Genomic DNA, 6,989 nt, shown 5'->3' with positions numbered 1-6,989 from the left:
TCGTGCGGGCCGACCCCGGCCAAATTCAGCCCCGCCGGCGATGGAGGCGATCTTTCAGGCCCGCCGGCGTTTGAGGCGCGGGGGTCCGGGGGCTGGCCCCCGTGCAGCGGTGCCGCACGGCTGGGGCCCGGACGGAGTCCGGGGATGGGTTCGGGGCGGAGGCCCGGGGTGCCTCCCCCGTCAGACCGCCGGAGGCACCGGCTTCGTCCAGGGCCAGCGGAGCTTCGGTTTGCGGGCGTCCGGGACGTAGGTGTACTTCCACCCCTTCTGGAGGCCCAGTCGCTTCGAGTACCCCGCGGGGACCCGCTCGTACAGCAGGACCGTCGGGGCGCCGCCGTCCTGATCGGGGACCGGGATCTCGTACCACTTGGGCGGGTGACCGGTCGGGCCGAGGAGGATCGGGAGGGACCGGCCGTCCATCGGGCCGCCCTCGAAGGGGGTGGGTTGGCTTCTCACCCCTCCAGTCTCACAGCAGTTCCGAAATCACAGCAGGTGGGCCGCCTCGGAGACCACGGGGATCACCCGGCGGGCCAGTACCCCGACCGGGCCGTCCGCAGATTCGAGCGCGAGCGCGGCACGTGCGGCCGCGGCCGTCTCCGGGTCGGTGGCGGCCGTCGCGGTGAGGAGGGCGATGAACTGGTCCACCAGCCAGTCCCGGAGCGAGTCGGTCTCCGGCTGCTTGCCCTCGTCGATCCAGATCAGCGAGGCGGCCTCGACGGCCGTGATCCACGTGCGCACCATCATCCGCAGGCGCGGGCCCGGGTCCGGTACGCCGAGGTGGAAGAGGATCGCCTCGGCGGCCGCCCGGCGGATGCCGTCGACGGTGGCGGTGGTGCGGGAGGTCTCGACCACGCTGCCGCCCTGGAGGAGGGCGGAGAAGCCCGCGTCGTGCTCGTCGACGAAGGCGAGGTAGCGGTCCAGGGCCCGGGAGAGCCGCTGGGTGAGCGGTCCGGCCTGGGGTTCGGCGAAGCAGAGCCGCAGGACGTCGGCCGCCGAGCGCAGGGCGGCCTCGTAGAGCTGCTGCTTGCCGCCGGGGAAGTAGCGGTAGACCAGGGGGCGCGAGACGCCGGCGGCCTCGGCGACGTCGTCGAGCGAGACCTCCTCCGGCGCCCGGTGCGCGAACAGCGTCAGGGCCGCGTCGAGGAGCTGGGCCCGGCGCTCCTCGACGCTCAACCTGCGGTACGCCCGTACGGCTGTCATGTCCGCAGGGTAGCCCCACCCGATGTCCATGAGGGGAGGAGTCTTCCGGCGGGAAGGCTCGGGGGCCGCCTCCGAAGCCCGGGCCCGCCCCCCGTGCCCGCCTCAGGCCAGCAGGCCCGAGCTCTTCCAGAGCCTGCGCCCGACCCCGCGCAGTACCCCGATGTCGTCGAGGAAGTCGGTGAGCCGCTTGGCTCCGGTCTGCATGACCTCCCTGCGGTGCCCGCTGGCCTTGACCTGGGCGAGCGCCTCGCGCCGGTCGACGCCGATGTTGTCGTAGACCTGCGGGTTCACGAAGGCGACCGAGAAGACGCGGGCGGCCTCGCCGCAGCTGATGCGGGTGAGTTCCTGCTCCCAGCGCGGGGCGGTGAGCATCTGGCGGCGCAGTTCCTCGCGGGCGTAGCGGACGTGGCGCGCCTCCTCGATGACGTGGATGCGGGTGACTCCGCGTACGAGGGGCTGGACGCGCTCGTCCGGGAAGGTCAGGCGCTGCATCCAGTCGAGGATCTCCTCGCCTAGGAGGGTGCAGGCGAAGGAACCGGGGGTGGTGGAGACGGTCTTGAGGACCCGGGCGAGGTTGTGGTTCAGGCGGGACACCGGGTACTCGGGGGCACCACCCGTCTTGATCATGCGGGCGAACATCATCGAGTGACGGCACTCGTCGGCGATCTCGGTGAGCGCGTACCGGACGTGATTGCTGGTCAGGGGCTTGTCGTAGACGTGCCGGACCAGCAGCTGCATGAGGATGATCTCGAACCAGATGCCGAGCGAGCCGAGCGCCGCCGCCTCGTGGCGGGAGAGCTCGATGCGCTGCTCCTCGCCCATCTTCTTCCAGAGCGGGGTGTCGAAGAGGGAGAGCAGCTCGGGCGGCCAGTAATACTTGCCGTCGATGGGCGGGGCGTCCCAGTCGAGCTCCTTGTCGGGGTCGAAGGAGTGCTTCGCCGAGGATTCGAGCAGCCGCTCGGCGATCTGCTCTCGGTCCTTGAGCAGGCCGAGTGCGTCACGCAGCTCGGCGCGTTCGGTCACGGTGGTCATGGCTTCGGACACCTCGTCGTCGAGTTACCGGCGGTCACTCCTTATGAGACTGCTTGTCAGCAAGACCGTCAATCCCTCGCACACGACTTGTTGACCGCGCGTCTACCAACGTGTGACGCTGCCAACTGTCCAGTCCTGTACGGAAGTACACGGCTACGTGAGACGAGGGGGCGTCAGTGTCGACGCACGAGCTCTACACCAACGATCCGGGCGAGACCGTCTGGCCGGTCCCCGCCTCCGGCAACGCCCGTTTCAGCTGGGAGTACGACGGCGGCCGCGAGCGGCTGCTGGCCCTGTACCAGAAGGGCAAGGACAAACAGTGGGACGGCGCCAAGCGCATCGACTGGGACCTCGAGGTGGATCCGCACAATCCCCTCGGCACCCCGGACGACGCGCTGCCGCTGTACGGCACCCGGCACTGGGCCAAACTCACCGACCGGGACAAGGGCGAACTGCGCCGGCACTACACCGCGTGGAACTTCAGCCAGTTCCTCCACGGTGAGCAGGGGGCGATGGTGTGCGCGGCGCGCATCGTCGAATCGGTGCCGGACCTGGACGCGAAGTTCTACTCCGCCACGCAGACCATGGACGAGGCCCGGCACGCCGAGATATTCGGGCGGTTCCTGCACGAGAAGATCGGGATGCTCTACCCGATCAACGACAACCTGCAGGGCCTGCTCGGCGACACCCTGCGCGACTCCCGCTGGGACATGCCGTACCTGGGCATGCAGGTGCTCATCGAGGGGCTGGCGCTGGCCGCGTTCGGCATGATCCGCGACACCACCAACAAGCCGCTGCCCAAGCAGATCCTGGCCTACGTGATGCAGGACGAGGCACGGCACGTGGCCTTCGGGCGGATGGCGCTGCGCGACTACTACAAACAGCTATCCGACGCGGAGCTGCGCGAGCGCGAGGAGTTCGTGATCGAGGGCTGCTACCTGATGCGGGACCGGCTGCGCGGGGTGGAGGTGCTGGAGAACTTCGGCATCTCGCGCAAGGAGGCGGAGGAGTTCAGCGAGCAGTCGGAGTTCCTGGCGCTCTTCCGCAGGCTGCTGTTCAGCCGGATCGTGCCCTGCGTGAAGGACATCGGGCTGTGGGGCGAGCGGCTGCAGAAGGCGTACCTGGACATGGGCGTCTTCGAGATGGGCGACTCCAACCTGGACCTGCTGATGAGCCAGGACGAGGAGATCGCCGAGGCCCTCGACCGCGAACGGTTCGCGGTCGAGGAGGCCGAGCGGGTGGCCGAGGTGACGCAGGCCATCGCGGAGGGCGCGGACGGCTGAAGCGGTGGGCGGCCGGAGCGGCGGGCGGCCCGAACGTCCCGCCGTCCCAGCGCCCCGCCTACGCCGCCGGCTCCGGCGGGAACTGCTGGCGGAAGGTGAACGCGTAAGGCGTCGGGCCGTGTTCGCGGAGGTGGGTCAGGCGCTCCTCGGCGTCCGCGACCGTGGGGCGCTCCCCCGCCGGGACCCACCACAGGGCCGCCATGGCCTCCTTGACCTGCTCGAACCACTCGCGGCGCCTGGCCAGCAGCTCGCGGTGGCGGCCCGCGTACATGAACGCGTCGAGGGTTTCCGCGTCCCGCCACACCGACATGTTGATGATGATCCACTCGTCGTCGAAGACGGGCACGTCGGTGGCGTCGCCGCCCTCGCCCTCCAGCCGCCAGACGAAGCCCTCCGCCGCGTCGGCGACGGCGTTGACCGGGTCGAGTCCGTCGACGAAGTCCTTCAATTCCGGGGAGTCCAGTGGGTATTTGAGTCGCGCTATGTTCACCTGTGCGAGTTCGTAGGTCATTTCCGTACGGTAATCAGGGAACCCGCCCTGCTCCTACGCCGTTTCACGGGGTGGACAGAGCCGCCTCCATCACCGCCCGCGCGATCGGCGCGGCCGCGCCGTTGCCGCTGATGTCCCCGCGCACGGCCGAGGCGTCCTCCACGACGACCGCCACCGCGACGGCCGGCGGCCGGCCGCCCTCCGGCTTGGCCCAGGAGATGAACCAGGCGTACGGGGTGCCGGCGTTGCCGAGCCCGTGCTGGGCGGTGCCGGTCTTGCCGCCGACCACCGCGCCCGGGATCGCCGCGTTCTTCCCCGTGCCGTTCTCCACCACCTTCACCATCAGCTCCTGCATCCGCATCGCGGTCACCGGGGTCATGGCCCGGCCGAGACTGCGCTGGCCGGCCCGGCGCACGGGGTCGCCGTCGTCCTGGGTGGTGCGTTCCACCAGGTACGGGGCCTTGAGCTCGCCGCCGTTGGCCACGGCCGCCGCCACCATCGCCATCTGCAGGGGCGTGGCCGTGGTGTTGAACTGCCCGATCGAGGACAGGGCCAGCTGGTCCGGACTCATGTCGGTGTCGAAGTTCGAGCGCGACACCCAGGCCGGTACGCGCAGCCCGTCGTCGTTGAACCCGAACCGCTGCGCCGCCTCCGTCATCCCGCGCAGCCCGACCTGTACGCCGATCTTCGCCATCACCGTGTTGCAGGACCACTGCACCGCGTCCGCCATGGAGGCGTCGGCGCAGCCGGTGCCGGCGTTCGGGAGCAGGGTGCTGGTGCCCGGCAGCGGGTAGGGGTCCGGGGTCTGGGTCGGCGCGTCCACGTCGGTGACCACGCCCGTGTCCAGAGCGGCGGCCGCCGTCACGATCTTGAAGGTGGAGCCGGGCGGGTACGTCTCGCGCAGCGCGCGGTTGAGCATCGGCCTGGCGGGGTCCGCGTTGAGCTTTTCCCAGGCCTCCTTGACCTTCGGCCCCGTACCGGAGAGCACCGCCGGATCGTAGGAGGGGCTGCTGACCAGGGCGAGGATCCGGCCCGTGGCCGGTTCGACGGCGGCGACCGCGCCCCGTTTGCCGGCGAGCCCGGTGTAGGCGGCCAGCTGCATGTCCGCCCGGATGGTGGTGACGGCGTTGCCGCCGCCGGGGCGGCCGCGCGAGAGCTCGTACCAGAGCGGGAAGGCGGAGAGTCCGGGATCGGTGCCGGAGAGGACCGCGTCCTCGGAGCGCTCCAGGAAGCTGGTCCCGTACGTCTGGGAGGAGAAGCCGGTGACGGGCGCGTACAGCGGGCCGTTCTTGTACGTGCGCTCGTAGCGCAGGAGTTGGCGGCTGTCGCGGGAGCCGGTGACGGGCCGGCCGTCGACGGTGATGTCACCGCGCGGTTCGGCGTAGCGCTCGATGGCGGGGCGCTTGTTGGCCGGGTTCGCGCCGTAGGCGGCGGCTTCCCAGACCTGGACGCGGGCCACGTTGACCAGCAGGGCGACGAGGAGCAGGGCGCAGAACCACGCGCACCAGCGGATGTAGCGGATCACGCCGCGGCCTCCTCGGCCGGCCGGGGTCTGCGGGCGCTGTCGCTGAGCCGGACGAGCAGGGCGACGATGATCCAGTTGGTGACGACGGAGGAGCCGCCCTGCGCGAGGAAGGGCATGGCCATGCCGGTGAGCGGGATCAGGCCGGTGACGCCGCCGGCGATGACGAACACCTGGAGCGCGACGATCGAGGCGAGCCCGGTGGCGAGGAGGCGGCCGAAGGGGTCGCGCAGCGCGAGGCCGGCGCGGAAGCCGCGGGCGACGAGGAGCCCGTACAGGAGCAGGATGGCGGTGAGCCCGGCGAGGCCGAGCTCCTCTCCGGCGGTGGCGAGGATGAAGTCGGACTTGGCGGCGAAGCCGATCAGGAAGGACTGGCCGTGGCCGAGGCCGGCGCCGAGGAGTCCGCCGGCGCCGAAGGCGAAGAGGGACTGGGCGAGCTGGCCGGGGCCTTCGCCGCGTTCGATGGAGGCGAAAGGATTCAGCCAGTCGTCCACGCGGCTGTTCACGTGCGGTTCGAACGTCCCCACGGCGTACGCGCCCACGGCAGCGAGCAGCAGTCCGATCGCGATCCAGCCGATCCGGCCGGTGGCGGTGAACAGCATGATGACGAAGAGGCCGAAGAAGAGCAGCGAGGTCCCGAGGTCGCGCTCCAGGACGAGCACGCCGACGGAGAGCAGCCAGATCGCCAGGATCGGGCCGAGCACGCGGCCGGGGAGCAGCTTCAGCTTCCAGAAGAGGGTGCGGCCGGTGAGGGCGAGGGCGGTGCGGTTCGCGGCGAGGTAGGCGGCGAAGAACACGGCGAGCAGGATCTTGGCGAACTCCCCGGGCTGGAAGGAGAGTCCGGCGAACCTGATCCAGATGTGCGCCCCGTTGACGGCCGGGAAGAAGACGGGGACCAGCATCAGCACGAGCGCGACGGCGACCGAGAGGTACGCGTACTTCTGCAGGACCCGGTGGTCCCGGAGCAGCGCGAGGACCAGCACGAAGAGCACCACCCCGAGGGCCGACCAGCGCAGTTGCTCCCCGGCGGTGAGGCGGCCGGGGGTGGTGGCGTCGAGCCGCTGGATGAGCACGAGTCCGAGGCCGTTGAGCAGGACCGCGATCGGGAGCAGGAGCGGATCGGCGTACGGGGCCCACAGGCGGACGGCGAGGTGGGCGGCGAGCGCGGCTCCGGCGAGGCCGGCGGCGTAGTGCGCGGCGGGGCGCGGGACGTGGCCGGTGGTGGCGAGGCCGACGTAGAGGTGGCCGAGGACGGCGATCAGGACGGCGCCGGCGAGCAGCGACAGCTCGACTCCGCGGCGCTTGGGGGCGCGGGCATCGGGTGGCGGGGGCGGAACGGGCTCCGCCACCTTTGCCGTCAGAGCGGTCATACGGGGAAACGTAGCAAGGAGACGGGCCGTATGTCCGCTTATGTCATAGTGTGCCGAAGAGTCGTCAGAACCGGTCGAAAGTGACGCAGGGA

7 protein-coding genes are annotated in these 6,989 nt (G+C 70.8%); 1 reads left to right on the top strand and 6 read right to left on the bottom strand.

Annotated elements, in window-relative coordinates:
* Positions 1-180: 180 nt before the first annotated feature.
* From ACWGDE_RS14290 to ACWGDE_RS14280, 3 genes are all read right to left on the bottom strand, one after another.
* On the bottom strand, positions 181-456 hold the full coding sequence (locus tag ACWGDE_RS14290; RefSeq protein ID WP_453389277.1) for a hypothetical protein: 276 nt from the start codon (positions 454-456) through the stop codon (positions 181-183).
* 27 nt (positions 457-483) lie between these two features.
* A complete protein-coding gene (locus ACWGDE_RS14285) occupies positions 484-1,200 on the bottom strand; it encodes a TetR/AcrR family transcriptional regulator (protein ID WP_453389276.1) in 717 nt (238 codons plus the stop codon).
* Between the two features lie 102 nt (positions 1,201-1,302).
* Positions 1,303-2,232 carry an AurF N-oxygenase family protein gene (locus ACWGDE_RS14280; protein WP_453389275.1) on the bottom strand — a complete coding sequence of 310 codons (930 nt, stop codon included), beginning with the start codon at positions 2,230-2,232 and terminating at the stop codon, positions 1,303-1,305.
* Between the two features lie 176 nt (positions 2,233-2,408).
* On the opposite strand from ACWGDE_RS14280, the gene ACWGDE_RS14275 reads away from it, so the two are divergent.
* Entirely contained in the window at positions 2,409-3,515 is a 1,107-nt protein-coding gene (locus ACWGDE_RS14275) for a ferritin-like domain-containing protein (protein ID WP_453389274.1), read from the top strand.
* Positions 3,516-3,573: 58 nt separating this feature from the next.
* On the opposite strand, the gene ACWGDE_RS14270 is transcribed toward ACWGDE_RS14275, so the two are convergent.
* The 3 genes from ACWGDE_RS14270 to ACWGDE_RS14260 are packed head-to-tail and all read right to left on the bottom strand — an operon-like array spanning position 3,574 to position 6,897.
* Positions 3,574-4,026: a DUF3291 domain-containing protein gene (locus ACWGDE_RS14270; protein ID WP_453389273.1), complete on the bottom strand. Its 453-nt coding sequence runs from the start codon at positions 4,024-4,026 to the stop codon at positions 3,574-3,576.
* Between the two features lie 43 nt (positions 4,027-4,069).
* Positions 4,070-5,530: a penicillin-binding transpeptidase domain-containing protein gene (locus ACWGDE_RS14265; RefSeq protein ID WP_453389272.1), complete on the bottom strand. Its 1,461-nt coding sequence runs from the start codon at positions 5,528-5,530 to the stop codon at positions 4,070-4,072.
* Positions 5,527-6,897: an FtsW/RodA/SpoVE family cell cycle protein gene (locus tag ACWGDE_RS14260; RefSeq protein WP_453389271.1), complete on the bottom strand. Its 1,371-nt coding sequence runs from the start codon at positions 6,895-6,897 to the stop codon at positions 5,527-5,529. The genes ACWGDE_RS14265 and ACWGDE_RS14260 overlap by 4 nt, the downstream gene beginning before the upstream one ends.
* Positions 6,898-6,989: the final 92 nt, after the last annotated feature.

It is taken from the genome of Streptomyces sp. NPDC054956 (assembly GCF_053609185.1).
The sequence above is the reverse complement of the archived record's forward strand: the minus strand, read 5'-3'. Positions and strand labels throughout refer to the sequence as shown.

Coding starts and splice junctions, on each gene's coding strand:
- ACWGDE_RS14270 (WP_453389273.1), bottom strand. CDS start 4,026: ATGACCTACGAACTCGCACAGGTGAACATAGCGCGACTCAAATACCCA.
- ACWGDE_RS14285 (WP_453389276.1), bottom strand. CDS start 1,200: ATGACAGCCGTACGGGCGTACCGCAGGTTGAGCGTCGAGGAGCGCCGG.
- ACWGDE_RS14260 (WP_453389271.1), bottom strand. CDS start 6,897: ATGACCGCTCTGACGGCAAAGGTGGCGGAGCCCGTTCCGCCCCCGCCA.
- ACWGDE_RS14280 (WP_453389275.1), bottom strand. CDS start 2,232: ATGACCACCGTGACCGAACGCGCCGAGCTGCGTGACGCACTCGGCCTG.